At 32.9% G+C, this 16,205-nt stretch carries 11 protein-coding genes; 10 read left to right on the plus strand and 1 reads right to left on the minus strand.

The window, feature by feature from the left end:
- Positions 1 to 121: 121 nt before the first annotated feature.
- Positions 122 to 1,381: a nucleotide sugar dehydrogenase gene (locus MRU_RS00540; RefSeq protein WP_012954914.1), complete on the minus strand. Its 1,260-nt coding sequence runs from the start codon at positions 1,379 to 1,381 to the stop codon at positions 122 to 124.
- Positions 1,382 to 1,804: 423 nt separating this feature from the next.
- Between MRU_RS00540 and rfbD the strand changes: the two genes are divergently transcribed.
- From rfbD to MRU_RS00590, 10 genes are all read left to right on the plus strand, one after another.
- A complete protein-coding gene (rfbD, locus tag MRU_RS00545; protein WP_012954915.1) occupies positions 1,805 to 2,665 on the plus strand; it encodes a dTDP-4-dehydrorhamnose reductase in 861 nt (286 codons plus the stop codon).
- 53 nt (positions 2,666 to 2,718) lie between these two features.
- Positions 2,719 to 3,591 (plus strand): glucose-1-phosphate thymidylyltransferase RfbA, encoded by an 873-nt coding sequence (gene rfbA / locus MRU_RS00550; RefSeq protein WP_012954916.1) that lies wholly within the window; start codon positions 2,719 to 2,721, stop codon positions 3,589 to 3,591.
- Positions 3,592 to 3,732: 141 nt separating this feature from the next.
- Positions 3,733 to 4,311 (plus strand): dTDP-4-dehydrorhamnose 3,5-epimerase, encoded by a 579-nt coding sequence (gene rfbC / locus MRU_RS00555; protein ID WP_012954917.1) that lies wholly within the window; start codon positions 3,733 to 3,735, stop codon positions 4,309 to 4,311.
- A gap of 120 nt (positions 4,312 to 4,431) precedes the next feature.
- Positions 4,432 to 5,439, plus strand: a complete 1,008-nt coding sequence (gene rfbB, locus MRU_RS00560) for a dTDP-glucose 4,6-dehydratase (protein WP_012954918.1) — start codon at positions 4,432 to 4,434, stop codon at positions 5,437 to 5,439.
- A gap of 99 nt (positions 5,440 to 5,538) precedes the next feature.
- On the plus strand, positions 5,539 to 6,522 hold the full coding sequence (locus MRU_RS00565) for a glycosyltransferase family 2 protein (RefSeq protein WP_012954919.1): 984 nt from the start codon (positions 5,539 to 5,541) through the stop codon (positions 6,520 to 6,522).
- A gap of 54 nt (positions 6,523 to 6,576) precedes the next feature.
- Positions 6,577 to 7,464, plus strand: coding sequence for a glycosyltransferase family 2 protein (locus MRU_RS00570; RefSeq protein ID WP_048812561.1), 888 nt, complete (start codon positions 6,577 to 6,579; stop codon positions 7,462 to 7,464).
- Positions 7,465 to 7,911: 447 nt separating this feature from the next.
- Positions 7,912 to 9,312 carry an undecaprenyl-phosphate glucose phosphotransferase gene (locus MRU_RS00575; RefSeq protein WP_012954921.1) on the plus strand — a complete coding sequence of 467 codons (1,401 nt, stop codon included), beginning with the start codon at positions 7,912 to 7,914 and terminating at the stop codon, positions 9,310 to 9,312.
- 1,489 nt (positions 9,313 to 10,801) lie between these two features.
- Positions 10,802 to 13,273 (plus strand): OB-fold nucleic acid binding domain-containing protein, encoded by a 2,472-nt coding sequence (locus MRU_RS00580; protein WP_012954922.1) that lies wholly within the window; start codon positions 10,802 to 10,804, stop codon positions 13,271 to 13,273.
- 200 nt (positions 13,274 to 13,473) lie between these two features.
- Positions 13,474 to 14,409 carry a DNA repair and recombination protein RadA gene (radA, locus tag MRU_RS00585; RefSeq protein ID WP_012954923.1) on the plus strand — a complete coding sequence of 312 codons (936 nt, stop codon included), beginning with the start codon at positions 13,474 to 13,476 and terminating at the stop codon, positions 14,407 to 14,409.
- A 349-nt stretch (positions 14,410 to 14,758) separates the two neighbouring features.
- Entirely contained in the window at positions 14,759 to 15,664 is a 906-nt protein-coding gene (locus MRU_RS00590) for an AEC family transporter (RefSeq protein ID WP_048812338.1), read from the plus strand.
- The last annotated feature ends 541 nt before the right edge of the window (positions 15,665 to 16,205 follow it).

Genomic DNA, 16,205 nt, shown 5'->3' on the forward strand with positions numbered 1-16,205 from the left:
ATTTTAAATTAAGCGTTTAAAAGATTTGAAAATTATTTATTCCAAATCTTTTAGCTTTATGATTATTTTTATTTTTGTTGCTTTTCACTTGGATTTTAACAATTTTCGTTTTATTCTATCATTAATGTATAAACTTATACAAATTGCCATAATTGACTAAAGTAACATCCTCTGGTACACTTTTAATTATATTTTTAGTGTCAAATATGAGCTTGGTCTTCATATTCCTCTTTATGCTATCATAATCCATATCCTTGAACTGATTATGGTCAGATAAGATAAGTATCATTGAAGAATCCTTGATTGCATCATCAAAGTCTAAGTAATCTGGATTGTCAAAGTGAGGGTCATGTATGACCACTTCATATCCTGCAGCCTTCAGTCCTGCAATTATCTCAAATGCAGGGCTTTCCCTTGCATCGTCTGTATTTCCTTTATAGGCCACTCCAAATACGCTTATCTTCTCTGCATCTTTGTCTAATTTGCTTAGAATCTTTCCGGTATTCTCTATTACAAAACCTGGCATGCTGTTATTTGTATCCCTTGCAAGCTTGATTATTTTTGCTGTCTCTGGAGCCTTTGCATAGATGAAATATGGATCGATTGCAAGGCAGTGGCCTCCAACACCAGGGCCTGGGCTATGGATATTAACTCTTGGATGCTTGTTTGCCATTTCAATAACGTCAAGGGCGTTTACGCCAATCTCTGCACATATTTTAGCAAGCTCATTCGCAAGTGCGATGTTGACGTCTCTGAAGGTGTTTTCCATGCATTTTGATAATTCTGCAGTCTTTGCTTCAGTCTCTATTATTTCTCCTTTTACAAAGGTTCTATAGACATCTGCAGCTTTTTTAGTACATTCTTCAGTGATTCCACCTACTATTCTGTTGTTGTTTACAAGCTCTTCCATTATTTGTCCAGGCAATACTCTTTCAGGGCAGTGAGCAAGATATAGGTCCTCTCCAATGACATAGCCTTCATTTTCAAAGATAGGCTTGATTACCTCATCTGTAGACATTGGAGCTATTGTTGATTCGATGATAACGACATTTCCCTTTTTAAGGACAGGGAGAATGGAATTGCAAGCGGATATTACATAGCTTAAGTCACAGCTAAGATCCTCAGGCAAATATGGGGTTGGAACGGTTATTATGAATGTGTCTGCCTCCTCAGGAGTTAATGAAGCATGATAATGGCCTTGGTCTACCGCATTTTTGATTGAGTCGCTTATTCCAGGCTCTTCTATATGGGCTATTCCTTGGTTTAGCTTTTCAATGATTTCCTTATTTATGTCTACGCCAACAACCTCACAGCCACTTTTAGCAAATAATGCTGCAGTTGGCAATCCGATATATCCTTGTCCTACAATACAAATTTTCATAATATCTCCCTGAGTTTATTTTTATTGCATTTTAGTAATTTTTAAGTTTTATTTCTTTAATAATTAAATGTTTATTTCTTTTCGTTTAATAGCTAAATTGTTATTTTCAAAATCTTTTTTAAGAGTTTATTTTTTTTTTTAAAAAATTAATCAATTCAAACACTATTAAATATTAATTAAAATAGTTTATACGATTTTATATATAATCTTTATTTAATATAAATATTATCAGAATAATTTTGGCTATTTTTCACTATTAAGGCAATCTAATTTATTTTACAGTTTTCTTTTGCTATTTTTCCAATTAGAGAAAAAATTTAATATTTTTTGATTAATTATATATTTTATGAAATTAAAAATTATATTATAATATATTACAACAGTTATTACAATATTTATTCAAATTAATTTAGAGGAATATTTATGAGGATTTTAATTACAGGCGCTTATGGAATGTTAGGATCTGACTTAAGAGAGGTTCTAAAAAATCATGATTTAATTGCAACAGGCTCTAAAGACCTAGACATCACAGATGAAGAAAGATGTATTGATTTTATTGCTAAAGAACGTCCGGAAATAGTCATAAATGCTGCAGCTTACACTGCTGTAGATGACTGTGAGACTCATTATGATGATGCATATGCAGTAAATGCCCTAGGGCCTCGTAATTTGGCAATAGCCTGTAATAAGATTGATATTCCTTTGGTCCATATAAGCACAGACTATGTCTTTGATGGAACTAAGCGAACTCCTCTTATAGAAAATGACAAATTAGGTCCTCAAAGCGCATATGGAAAGACCAAGCTTGCTGGAGAGGAGTTCATTCAGGAAAACACTCAAAAATACTTCATTCTTCGTACCGCTTGGCTATATGGAATCCATGGAGGAAACTTTGTAAAGACCATGTTGGATTTGGCTAAGGAACATGATGAGATAACTGTTGTAAATGATCAGATAGGGTCTCCTACATTCTCTCTTGATTTGGCAATGGCAATATGTGAGGTTCTAGACAGCGATAAGTATGGCATCTATCACCTTACAAATGATGGGGAATGTTCCTGGTATGATTTTGCAAAAGAAATCTTTAGAATATCTGATATTGATGTGAAGGTCATACCTGTAAGCACTGAAGAGTTTCCAAGACCTGCTCCAAGGCCACATTATTCTGTATTAAGCAATGTAAAATGGAAAAGCGCAGGTTTTGTTCCAATGAGAGATTATAAGGAAGCTTTGAATCAATATATTTCTTTATATAATTTTTTTGTAAAAATAGGTAAAATTTAATATTTATTTAATAATTTAACACATATTTGTAGTTATATTTAAGTTGTGATAATATGAAAGGAATCGTTTTAGCTGGTGGTTCTGGAACCAGATTATATCCAATTACAAAGGCTGTTTCTAAGCAGTTATTGCCTTTATATGATAAGCCAATGATTTATTATCCTATATCTGTCTTGATGCTAGCGAATATTAAAGATATATTAATAATATCAACTCCTCGTGATTTGCCAATGTATAAGGACTTGCTAGGGGATGGAAGCAATTTAGGAATGTCCTTTTCCTATGCTGAGCAAGAGAATCCTAACGGGCTTGCTGAAGCATTCATCATAGGGGAAGACTTTATTGGCGATGACAATGTTGCTCTTATATTGGGAGACAATATTTTCCATGGACACAGATTTACTGAAATCCTAGAAAGAGCTCGTGATCTTGATGATGGAGCGGTCATATTCGGCTACTTTACAAACAAGCCAGAGGCTTTTGGGGTTGTTGAGTTTGATAATGAATGGAATGTTCTCTCCATAGAAGAAAAGCCAGAACATCCTAAATCCAATTATGTTGTTCCGGGACTTTATTTCTATGATAATGATGTTATTGAGATAGCAAAGAGTGTAAAGCCTTCAGATAGGGGAGAGCTTGAAATAACCTCTGTAAATGAGGAGTATCTTAATAGGGGCAAGCTTAAGGTAGAGCTCCTAGGTAGAGGTATGGCTTGGCTTGATACAGGTACTCATGATGGGCTTCTTGAGGCAGCTAATTTCATTGAGACAGTTCAAAAGAGACAAAGTTTGTATATTGCTTGTTTGGAGGAAATTGCTTATTCCAAGGGATATATTAGCAAAGAAGAGCTTTTAAAATTAGCAGAGCCTCTTAAGAAAACTGCTTATGGTGATTATTTAACTAAATTAGCAGAAAGAAAGATTTAATCTGTTATTGGAGAAGTATAATTTTACTTAACAGAAAGAAGTATAATCTGTTAATTGGAGAAGTATAATTTTATTTAACAGAAAGAAGATTAGTTATTTAATGAAAAGAATAATAATGGCTATTATAATTTAAGTGATAATATGGGCAAGTTTAATATAATTAAAAGTGAAATTGAAGGTGTATTTACAGTTGAACCTACCGTTTTTGAAGATGAACGGGGCTACTTTATGGAAACTTATAATGAGAATGACTTTAAGGCAGAGGGGATTGATTTAACCTTTGTTCAAGACAATCAATCAAAGTCATCAAAAGGAGTACTTAGAGGCCTCCATTTCCAATACACACAGCCACAAGGAAAGCTGGTTCGTGTAATAAAGGGAGAAGTCTTCGATGTGGGAGTGGATCTTAGAAAAGACTCACCTACATATGGAAAATGGATGGGGGAAATACTCTCTGAAGAAAACAAAAAACAGTTATTTATACCAAAAGGATTTGCCCATGGCTTTTTAGTATTATCAGATGAAGCAGAATTCGTTTACAAGTGTACAGACTTCTATAAAGGAGATGATGAGGGAGGAATCCAATGGAACGACCCTGATATAGGAATCGAATGGCCATTGGGAGACCTTAAGGAAGAGGATCTGATTCTATCTGAAAAGGACAAGCTATTGAAGCCAATGAAAGACACTCCAACTGATTTCTATATGGAAGATGAATGATGATTTAGTTTTTGATTAATTTAGTTTAATTTAGTTTAATTCAGTTTAATCTAGTTTATTTGATTTATTTATTTAATTTTATTTATTTTTAATTAATTATATTTTATTTAAGGTGTTTTTATGACAAAAATTTTAGTTACTGGCGGTGCAGGTTTTATAGGTAGTAACTTTATAAAATATATGCTTGATAAGTATCCTGATTATGAAATAGTTAATTTAGATGCTTTGACTTACTGCGGAAACCTTGAAAATCTTGAAGATATTGAAGATAATCCGAATTATTCCTTTGTTAAGGGAAATATCATGGATGAAGGTCTTGTTGATGTTGTTGTAAGCAGCGTAGACTACATAGTCAATTTTGCAGCTGAAAGCCATGTGGACCGCAGCATAGAAGACCCGCAGATATTCATCAAATCCAACATAATCGGAACACAGGTATTGCTTGATGCAGCCTATAAATACCAAATCAAAAAATTCCTACAAGTATCCACCGACGAAGTATATGGAAGCCTAGGCCCAGAGGGATACTTCACCGAAACAACTCCTCTCCAGGCAAACAGCCCATATTCAGCCTCAAAGGCAGGTGCTGACCTTATGGTAAGAGCATATGGAGAGACATTCGACCTCCCAATCAACATAACAAGATGCTCAAACAACTATGGGCCTTATCAGTTCCCAGAAAAACTGATACCACTAATGATCTCCAATGCCTTAGAAGACAAGGAGCTCCCAATATACGGCGACGGAAAAAACATAAGAGACTGGCTACACGTCTACGACCACTGCTCAGCTATTGACCTTGTTCTCCACAAAGGAAAGATAGGAGAAGTATACAACATTGGCGGCCACAACGAAAAGCAAAATATAGAAATAGTAAAACTTATTCTTAAGGAACTTGATAAACCAGAAAGCCTAATAAAATTTGTAAAAGACAGATTAGGTCATGACAGACGCTATGCAATAGATTCAACCAAAATAACAGAAGAATTAGGCTGGAAACCAAAATACACATTTGAAACAGGAATAGTGGAAACAATCCATTGGTATTTGGACAATCAAGACTGGATGGAAAAGGTAAAATCCGGCGAATATCAAGAATATTATGAAAAGATGTACTCTAAAAAGTAGATTTTCTAAATAAGGTTCCTTTTAATCCTTCTTTGAATAAAATATTATTCCAATTTATTTTAAATTCTTCATAATTCAATTAAAAAAAATAGTGATTATATGAAAGTATCAGTAGTAACACCTAACTATAATGGTCTTAAATTCTTAAACGCCTATTTTGAAACCTTAGCTTTTCAAAGTAGGTTCATAGAAGAGATCATCATAATCGATAATGCATCTACTGATGCCAGCTGTGATCTTATAGAAGAATACATAAACAGTCCTAGCTATAAGATTGACATAAAACTTATAAAAAATGATAAAAATCTTGGATTTGCTCCTGCAGTCAATCAGGGCATTCGCTTGGCTAAATCCGAACTAATCTATTCTGTAAACAATGATGTAGAACTTGAATTTAATACTATAGAAACATTAATTCAATCTATGGAAAGATCCATTGAAGAGGGGAAAAATCCATTCTCCATTCAGTCAAAGATGATACAGTACCATAATAGAAGCCTAATTGATGATGCAGGTGATGAATATAATCTACTTGCATACACTAAGAAACTAGGCGATGGGAGTCCGATTGACAACTACAATGAAAAAAGGGAGATATTCTCATCCTGTGCAGGTGCTGCATTGTATAGAAAATCCATTTTGGAGAAAATAGGTCTTTTTGACGATAATTTCTTTGCTTATGTAGAGGATATAGATCTTTCATTCAGGGCTCAAATAAATGGTTATAGAAACTACCTAGAGCCTAAATCAATCATCTATCATTATGGAAGTGCTACAAGCGGAAGCAGGTATAATGAGTTTAAGATAAGGCTTGCTGCACGAAATAATGTTTGGATGATTTATAAGAATTTCCCAATTCCTCTAAAGATTGTTAATTTCATCTTCATATTTCTTGGATTTTTCATAAAATACCTCTTCTTTTTAAGGAAAGGATTCGGTTCAATCTATTTGGGCGGAGTAAAAGAGGGCTTAAGAGAAAGAAAAGGAATAGAAAAGACCCACTTTGAATGGAAAAACTGGAAAAATTACTTTAAGATAGAATGGAAGATGATTAAGAACACATTTGGCTACTTTAAAAAATAGGATTGAAATAATCGAATAACAGAATTTACTCGTAGGTGAAAAAGAATGAGAAATATAGACTTATCAATTATTGTTGTTAATTATAACACCTTTAAATTAACAAGGGACACTATAGATTCTTGTTTAGCTGAACCTACTCATTATACATATGAAATATTCCTTGTAGACAACAAATCAACAGATGACAGCCTTGAAAAACTTCAAGAATACTTTAAAAGTGAAACAGAACGAGGAATATTAAAAATCATTCCAAACCAATCCAACGATGGTTTTGCAAAGGCAAATAATATTGCAATAGAGCAAGCAAAAGGGGATTTCATACTTCTTTTAAACTCAGACACCCTTATGAAGCAATCCACTATCGACAAGTGCATGGATTACATAACAGACAAAGGCCACGATGATATAGATGCATTAGGCTGTAAGGTTTCCCTTGCCGATGGAAGTCTTGACAAGGCCTGCAAGCGCAGCTTTCCAAATCCTGCAAACTCCTTTTATAAATTGTTTCATATAAATGTAGATAGTGACAAGAACGATTATAATCTGGATGATCTTGATGATGATGGTATTTATGAGATTGATTGCCTTGTAGGGGCATTTATGCTTGTTAGAAGGACTACAATCGATGAAGTAGGCCTTTTGGATGATGCTTTCTTCATGTATGGAGAGGATATTGATTGGTGCTATAGAATCAAACAGGCAGGATGGAAGATAGTTTACTTCGGCCAGGCAGAGATAATTCACTATAAGGGAGCAAGCAGCGAGGATAAAAATACTAAAAAAAGAAATCCAAAGATTATTTATGAGTTTTATAGGGCAATGTATGTCTTTTATAAAAAGCACTATACTAAAAAATATAATTTCCTTGTAAACATTGCAGTCTATATTGGAATTGGAGTTTTGCTAGTTTTTAACTTAGTTAGAAATGCCTTCAGGTCTTGATACTTGTTTTCACTTGTTTTAATTTAGTTTAGAATGCTTTCAGGCTATAATTTTCTTATTCCAAATGATATTTTAATCAATACAGACTTTTTTAAAAATTATCTTATTGTCTTAATTTATTCTTATCTAATTTTTATTACTTTTTTTATCAAATATTTAAATAATTATTATTTTTTTAAATTTATAATTATTCTAAAAACTTTTATTATTTTTTTAGGCAATTAAAATAGGTAATTATATAAATCATATTTTTTAAAATTATATATAATATAAAATATTATGTTTACTTGGATAATTATTATGTGAATATAATTTTTATAAAATAATTTTTACTTAGAATATAAGATTTAAATTTTCACGTGGAATATAAGATTAAATGAATTTATAAGTTTAATTATTAAAATTAGTTTTTAAAGTTCTTTAAAAACAACCTAAAAGAGTGGTACCATGATTAAAGAAAATCAGAGAATATTAAATGCAATACTAGTCATCATAGACATTATTGTAATTCTTATCTCACTAGGCCTTGCATACTTTGTAAGATTCAAGACCACCATATTCTCAGTAGGAGGCTCCCTTCCATTCAGTGACTATTTCATATTCACAATCGTTTGCATAATTCCTACTTATATTCTATTATACTACTTCTTTGGTCTTTATAAGCCATTCCGTAACCAATCATCAATATTCTCTGGTGCTGAGGACATTGTAAAGTCTGACATAATGGCATTCATCATCCTGGTTGCTATTTTGTTCATCATCAATCAGCCTAACTTTTCAAGGATCATGCTCCTTCTTTTAAGCCTATTTGGAATGATTCTCACAATCGCTGAAAGGGTATTGGTCGTTCTTGTATTGAGAATGATGAGAACAAACAACCTTAACCTGAAGCATATGCTTATCATCGGAGACAATGACTTGGCATTCGAGTTTGCACATAAGATCAACTCTAAAACCTATTTGGGATACAATATTGCCGGATTTTTAGGAAGAAAGGAAAATATAGGCAAACGATTTGAAGGAACCAAGTTTATAGGCAGCTTTGATGACTTGCCTCGTGTTCTAAAGACCCATAAGTTTGACAGGGTGGTCATAGCCATTCCCCTTAAGTATTATTACCATCTAAACGAAATCGTGGATGCATGTGAGGAAGAGGGAATCAAGGCAGAAATCATTCCAGACTATTATAAGTATCTTCCGGCTAAGCCTTCAGTTGACATGCTTGATGACATGCCTATCATCAATATCCGCTATGTTCCATTGGATGATGCCTTCAATAAGTTCAAGAAGATAGTCTCAGATTACTTTGTATCCATTGTAGCTATTATAATCACATCTCCAATCATGATTTTAACTGCAATTGCAATTAAGATTGAGTCTCCAGGACCTATCATCTTCAAGCAGGAAAGGATAGGCTATAACGGTAAGCCCTTCATGATGTATAAGTTCAGAAGCATGAAGGTTCAGGATGATGAGGAGGAGAAATCCCAATGGACAACTAAGGACGATCCAAGAAAGACAAGAATAGGCACTTTCATTAGAAAATGGAGCATAGATGAGCTTCCTCAGTTTTTCAATGTCCTAAAGAGGGATATGAGCGTAGTCGGTCCCCGCCCTGAGAGGCCTTATTTTGTGGAGGAGTTTAAGAAAACCATTCCTAAATACATGGTTAAGCATCAGGTAAGGCCTGGACTAACTGGACTTGCTCAGGTAAATGGTTATAGGGGAAACACTTCAATTAAAAAGCGTATTGAATATGACATTCGCTATGTAGAAAATTGGAGTTTGGCGCTGGATGTAAAAATCATGTTTTGGACAGTATTTAGGCGTAATAAGAATGCTTATTAATTAATTTTATTTAAATATTTCATTTTTTATCTACTTTTTTTATTCAACTTATTTTTATCATTATTTTAAATTATTGTTATTATTAAACACTTATTTTTATTGTATGACTGTTCTCCACTCGCTAATAGTTTTTTAATTTCACATCAATTTCACATTCTCACATCAAAATTGCTTTTGTTCGTAAGAAATGATACAAATTTTTCAAATTTTATCCCAATGTCAACTATTTTTCAAGGCCAAAAAGATACTCATCCTAAGCTCTTTATTTTTAAAAAATACCCTCCCTCTTATAAACTCTATAAAATTTTACACTTTGACATCAATTTCACATTCTCATATCAATTTTACTCCTTGACATCAATTTTACACTTTGACATCAATATTGATTTAAAATGGCTAAATTGACTTGAAATTGTTAAAGTTGTATGGAACTGTCTTTTTTTTAACTAAAAAAGCATAAGTTTATATATTTGGTCGTATAATGAATTAGTACAGATTGTTTTTGCGAAAGGGTAAATTATTCCAAAAAGATTTTTTTTAAAATCATTCGTTGCATATACTGTAGTTTCATTGAATCTTGATTTTTTAAAAAATAGCCTTAAGAAAATCGAATTTCCTATTAGATTTGGTTTAGCTAAAATTCACCCTATTCTGCTCGATAATTAAAATTTTCTATTAAATTTGATTTCTTAAAGGCTATCCATAAGAATTTTCCTCAAAAAATTTGGAATGATTTTATTGATCTAGAAAGATTTTACCTTTTTAAAGCTATAATCTTAGATAAATAAGTATAATTGAATTCTAATGGACATTTTTACATCATCTGAATAATCTATCTAAATAATCTATAGTCTAAATATTTTTTACATCTCATCGGTCTCTATAAAAATATTATCAATTTAATTATGATTTTGAAAATACATTTGTATTAATTTCTCTGGTCATTTTTTCGCTTTTGAAATCATAAATTAAATTACATATAATAACAATATTATATAATAGATAATTTTTAATTAATCCGATAAGTTTATAAAAAACAAAAATATAATTCTATTAGAATTTATCAAAGAATTTAATTGATTAAAAATAGCAATTAATTTGATTAAAAATTATATGATTTATGAATATCTATGGTTATATGTTTAAAAAAACAGTCTGTGAGGGCAAAAACTAGTATCTATCCATTTTAAGTGATTTTTTTTATCTTCGTGGTTTTAGATGTCTTTTGGGAAAATTGCATATTTTTTTACACTTGAAATATAGGTATTAGTTTTCAAATGCTCTCTCTTAAACATTATATATAGATAAAATTAAATTATAATTTACAAGAGAAAAATTGTATCAAAATAATTATTTGAGAATGACTTTGATTATTTTCAAAATATTTTAAAAATTGCATGAAAGTGTAAATCCCTTGAATGTGATTTTTTAATAATAATTATTAAAAATCTTTGACTAAATTTATAATTTAATAAAACGAGGGTTTGGTATGGAAAAAGAATTTTTCGAAGGAATGAATTTGGAAGAAGACATTAGCGATGAGGACTTCCAGACTATTGTAGAAGGCTGGGAAAAAGTCCAAGATCAAATGTCCAAAGAAGAATTTATAACTAAATTTAATGAACACAAGGCAGAATTTAAAGACGCTTCTTTCTTCAGCGACATAGACTTTTTAAACATGATTGTTAATCCATTAGTGGGTGGTGGCGATGATGAGCCAGGACCTGCTATTGTAGAAGGCGAATTCCAGAAGATATCTGATGTTGAACCAGGCAATGAAGGATTCAATGTTGTTGCACGTATAATGAGCATTGGAAACAGCAGAATATTCACTTCCAGAAAAGGAAAGCAAGGAAAGCTTTGCAACTTGCAGATTGCCGATGACACCGGAGAGCTAAGACTTGTTCTTTGGACTGAAAACATCAAGCATCTCAAGCATGTCACTGAAGGAGATATTGTAGAGATTACAAATATCGAATGTAAAGAAGGCTTCAGAGGAGGTAAGGAATTCTCCCTACGTCCAAGATCATCTTTAAGACCTATTGAAGAGGGCAGTGAAAACTATCCGGAAAACATTGCTGCTTTCCCTGTCTATGAGGAAAAGATTACTCAGATTGCAGACATTAAGCCTGATGAAACCGTAAGCATCATAGGAAGGCTAATCAGAGTTCCTAAGCCACATGCCTATGAAAGCAACGGCAAGAAAGGTAAGGTAACCTCCCTTGAAATTCAGGATGCAAGCGGAAAGACCTCATACACATTATGGAACAATGACGTTAAGCTAATCGACATCTTGGAATTGAAGGAAGGGGACATTGTCAAAATCCTTAATGAACAATCCAGAGAAAGAAACGGAGAAATTTCCTTAAGCCATTGGGATGGAAGAATCGTCAAGGCTGAAGGCGACTATGACATTCCAGAATATGAGGAAAACATCATTAAGATTGCAGATGCCCAAGAGATGCAGGATGTAAGCATTATCGGTCTTGTTACAAAGGTTCAGGACGTAATTCAATTCACAAGAAACGACGGCTCTGAAGGCTTTGTAAAATCAATCGAGCTTTCAGACGACGAAGGAAGCATCAGAGTAACCCTATGGGGAGACGACACTAAGATACCTATCTCCAAGGGAGACATTGTCAAGGTCATTGGAGGAAATATAGAATATGATGATTTCTCAAACGGCTACAGGGTAAACACCAATTGGAACACTGAGTTAAAAATCAACCCTGAAGAGCATAGCGATTTGATAGAAACCTTAAAAGGTCAAGCAGAAAACTTAGGACCTATTCCAATCAGCGAGGTTCAATCTATTGAGGAAGACGGTGAGGAAGTTGACATTATCGGTAGAATCATCACCTTAAATGACACCCACACCTTCCCAAGGGATGACGGCACTGAAGGTGTTGTCCGCTCTGGTGAAATGGCTGATGGATCATCTCCTGACGGACTTGTAAGGGTATCCTTCTGGGATGACAAGGCTAAGGTTCCTGAAATAGGAAAGGCCTACAAGGTTGAAAACGCCAGAACCCGTATGGGAATGTATGCAGTGGAAGTCAATGTAGGAAAGACCACAAGATTCATTGAAATCCCAGAAAGCGAAGCAGGTGACCTTCCTTCATTTGAAGAGTTAGAAGAGTCCATCTACATCAGCAAAAAAATTGAAGAATTGGATGAGGATGACATGAACATTAAAGTCTTGGCTAGAATCCTGGAAGTTCATGAACCTCGGGAATTCCCAAGGGATGACGGCACTAAAGGATTGGTTGGAAATATGGAGGTTGCAGACATAACCGGCTCCATTAGAGTAACCTTATGGGATGATAAGAATAACCTTCCATACGGCGTTGGGGACGCTATCAAAATCCAAAATCCACGTGTAAGATATAATTCAAATATGGACTATTTAGAATTAAGCGTTGGAAACGGAACAAATATCTTAACTCCATCTGACAGTGAGATAAATGATATTCCAGACATTTTAGAGTTACAAAATACATTGTATCAAACCAAGGAGATTGCTAACCTTTCAGATGACGACACTAAAATCAGAGTTACAGGCAGATTTGTAGACATCTATGGTCAAAAGATGATCATTCCTAAATGTCCTCAATGTAACAATACATTAGAGCCTGAAGATATCGATGCTGAGGAATGCAGCTTCTGCGGCAATTATATTGACGAGCCTAAGTACCTTTTAATGCTTCCAGGTAAATTAGAGGATGACACAGGCGACATTCAAGTTACATTCTTCAATGAATTGGTTGGAGAATTGCTTGGCATGAAACAGGATGAAATCTTTGAACTCTATGAGGGAGAAGGTGGAGACCTTGGTCCATTGGAAGGAAAGATTGATGATTTGGAAGGCATTACCTTAGAAATCCTTGCAGATGTTACATTCAATGAATATGATGAGGAAAATAGGTTAAGACCAAGAAAGATCTTTAATATGGAATGGTAATTTGGTTGAATCATTTTAAAAATATTTAATTGGAATGGTAATTTGACTGAATCGTCATAAAAAATATTTAATAAGAAATTAGCAGTTTTTACTGCTAAATTATTATTTTTTTCTATAGATTTTATTTATTAATATTTTCACGATTAAAACATAATAACAAACTGACAGATGAATAAATTAAATAAAAAGGATTGATTATAATGGTAGAACTTGAAGACTTACCTAATGTTGGAGAAAAAACTGCAGAAAAGTTAAGAGAGGCTGGATTTGCTGATATGATGAGATTAGCTACTGCTACTGCTAAAGAATTATCTGTAAAAGCGGAAATCGGTGAAGGTGTAGCTGAAAAAGTTATTGAAGCAGCTCGTAAGGCAGAAAAGATCGATTTTGAAACTGCATTTGATGTAATGGAAAGAAGGAGAGATGTTGGCCGTATCACTACAGGGAGCAAAAACGTAGACGAATTGATCGGCGGTGGAATCGAAACCCAATCTATCACTGAAGTATTCGGTGAGTTCGGTTCAGGTAAAAGTCAAATCTCCCACGAATTAGCTGTTACAGTTCAATTGCCTAAGGAAAGAGGCGGACTTGAAGGGGAATGTGTATTCATCGATACAGAAAACACATTCAGACCAGAAAGGATTGAACAAATCGCAGATGCTTGTGGAATCGACCGTGAAGAGGCTTTACAAAGAATCCACATCGCAAGAGCTTTCAACTCCTCTCACCAAATATTGATGGCTGAAAAGATTAATGAGCTTATCCAAAGTGGAGTAAATGTAAGGCTTGTAATCGTTGACTCACTTATGGCTCACTTCAGAGCAGAATATGTAGGAAGGGAATCATTAGCAACCAGACAGCAAAAGCTTAACCAACATTTACATGCATTGCAACAAATCGCTAACACCTATAATGTTGCTGTATTCCTTACTAACCAAGTACAAGCAAGACCAGATGCTTTCTTCGGCAGCCCTACAAAAGCTATTGGTGGACACGTTTTAGGACACGCTTCAACTTACAGAATCTGGCTTAAAAAAGGTTTAGCTGGTAAAAGAATTGCTAGGCTCGTAGACAGCCCTCACTTACCTGAAGGAGAAGCAGTATTTAAGGTTACTACAGACGGAATTGTTGACTAAATTCAAGCTTTTTGAGCCTTCGGCTCAAAAACCTTGACCAAAAATTTTATCACTTGTTGGGAGTACCTTGCTCTTTAACTTGTGTTTTTTCTTTTTTTACTTAATTTTTATTCTTTAACTTAATTATAACTCTATTTTTTTCTTAATTTTTATTCTTTAACTTAATTTAAACCCTTTTTTCTTATTTTTCATTTTAAACTTTTTCTTTAACTTTTATTTTCCTTAATTTTCATTTCTACTATTTTTATTCCATAGAATTCTTAAATTTTCTAATTCTCAAAATCATTACAAAAGTATTTTAATTATTTAAAATAAATTAAATAATACTTATTTTTATATGTTGATTGCTATGGACTTTAGAATAATTATACTCTCAATAATCATAATGATTCTGCTTGGAGTGCTTCTTAAAAAAATAGACCTTCTAAAAGAAGAAGATGTCGAAACACTCAATAATTTAGTAATCAATATATGTCTACCTTGTCTAATTTTCAATGCTTTATACACTGCTGATGTTTCCTTGCTTCCATCTTTGAGTATTTTAACACTTTCCACTACTATCACTAGTTTAATCGTAGGAGTATTCACTTATATTCTACTTAAATTATTTGCTTGGGATAATGTTAAAATATGGAGCATACTTGTAACAGTGGTCTTGGGAAATACAGGGTTTTTAGGCTATCCGATTACACAGGGGATCTATGGCAGCGAAGGCCTTATACGTGCAGTCTTCTGTGACTGCTCCACCTCAATCACATTTGTAATATTGAGCGTTATCCTGATATTGATTTTTGATGGTGAATTGAAGGTGGCTTTAAGAAAGATAGCTACTTTTGTTCCATTATGGTCTATCGTTTTAGGAATTCTCTTTAATATATTCGCCATTCCGATAACAGATGTCGGAACTACTGTAGTTGGTTATTTGGGTGATGCCACTATCCCTCTTATTATGATCTCTTTAGGCTTGTCCTTGAATATAAGCGGGCTTAAGAACAATCTTAAGGAAGTGAGTCTTGCCTCATTCATTAAGCTTATATTATATCCCTTTGTGGCTTTAGGGGTTATGGCCTTGCTTGGAATCACTGGATTCAATCATACAATCGGACTTATTGAAGCGGCTATGTCATCAGCTATGATTGGGCTTGTTTTAGCCATAACTTATAAGTTGGATCCTCATTTGACTTCAGATTGTATTTTTACTTCGACTTTGTTTGGCTTAGTGACTATTCCTTTGTTTTTAATGTTTATAGTTTAAATTAATAAAACAATATATAATATTTTTTTAATTTAGTTGTTTTATCTTCATATTTTGCTTTTCATTTTTTTTTAGAAGATATTCATTTTTTATCTTCATATTTTCTTTATCATTTTTTTAGAAGATATTCATTTTTTATCTTCATATTTTCTTTATCATTTTTTTTTAGAAGGTATTCATTTTAATCTTATTATTTTTTCAAAAATTATTATTAATTAGCTGTCACCTTTTAGGTTACACTAAATCATAGAATTTGTTCGTTTTTATAGATATATTAATAATTAAGAAATTCGTTCAGAATTTTTTATTCAATTAAAGGGCTCTCGAGGCTTATTTAAAATTCATTTTTTCAAAATTAAAAAATTTAGGTATATAAAAATCTATTTCTAATTTCTATTTAAAGAAGATTTATTAATTGTTTTTTATATTAAACCTACAATTATGTTTATTTTTACAAAAGTTTGTTTTATTTCTATTATTTCAATAATAACTCTTCTTAAAATGGTCTAAAATCTTCTAGTATATATACTTTACTCCTACT

The sequence above is a fragment of the Methanobrevibacter ruminantium M1 genome, from assembly GCF_000024185.1.
In the GTDB taxonomy this organism is placed as follows: Archaea; Methanobacteriota; Methanobacteria; order Methanobacteriales; family Methanobacteriaceae; genus Methanobrevibacter; species Methanobrevibacter ruminantium.